Origin of the sequence: Kurthia massiliensis (genome assembly GCF_000285555.1) — a bacterium.
GTDB classification, from domain to species: domain Bacteria; phylum Bacillota; class Bacilli; order Bacillales_A; family Planococcaceae; genus Kurthia; species Kurthia massiliensis.
Window position 1 is genome coordinate 1 of record NZ_CAEU01000085.1, and the last position, 444, is coordinate 444.

Here is a 444-nt window from a genome sequence, read left to right on the forward strand (position 1 = left end):
ATCATTTTTTCGCAGAAGACCCCTTCCTCAAGGAACGCAGTGAGTAGGGAGGGGATGAATGCGAACGCAAACTTTTTGCGCGTGCCAATTTGTTGAAAAGAACACATGTTCCTATTAAAATATGAGGAAAAGGAGGTGTTTGTCATGCCGCATAAAGCTTACCAGTTCCGTATCTATCCGAATAAAGATCAACAAGCGCTCATTCATCAAACACATGGTCATTGCCGTTTTGTCTACAATCATTTTCTAGAACTGTGGAATACGTCTTATAAAGAAGATGGCAAAGGATTAAACCGCTCATTGATGTCTAAAATGCTGACAAAAATGAAAAAACAAGATGATACTGCTTGGCTGCGTAACGTAGATAGTGTGGCATTACAAGCCTCCTACGAAAACCTATTAGCTGCCTTTGACCGTTTCTTTAAAAAGCAAAACAAATACCCT

At 39.9% G+C, this 444-nt stretch carries 1 protein-coding gene; it reads left to right on the top strand.

Annotation, left to right across the window (positions count from 1 at the left end):
• Window positions 1-144: 144 nt before the first annotated feature.
• Window positions 145-444: helix-turn-helix domain-containing protein (locus tag KMHG_RS17065; protein ID WP_010285668.1), on the top strand; the 300-nt coding region annotated here is incomplete at its 3' end.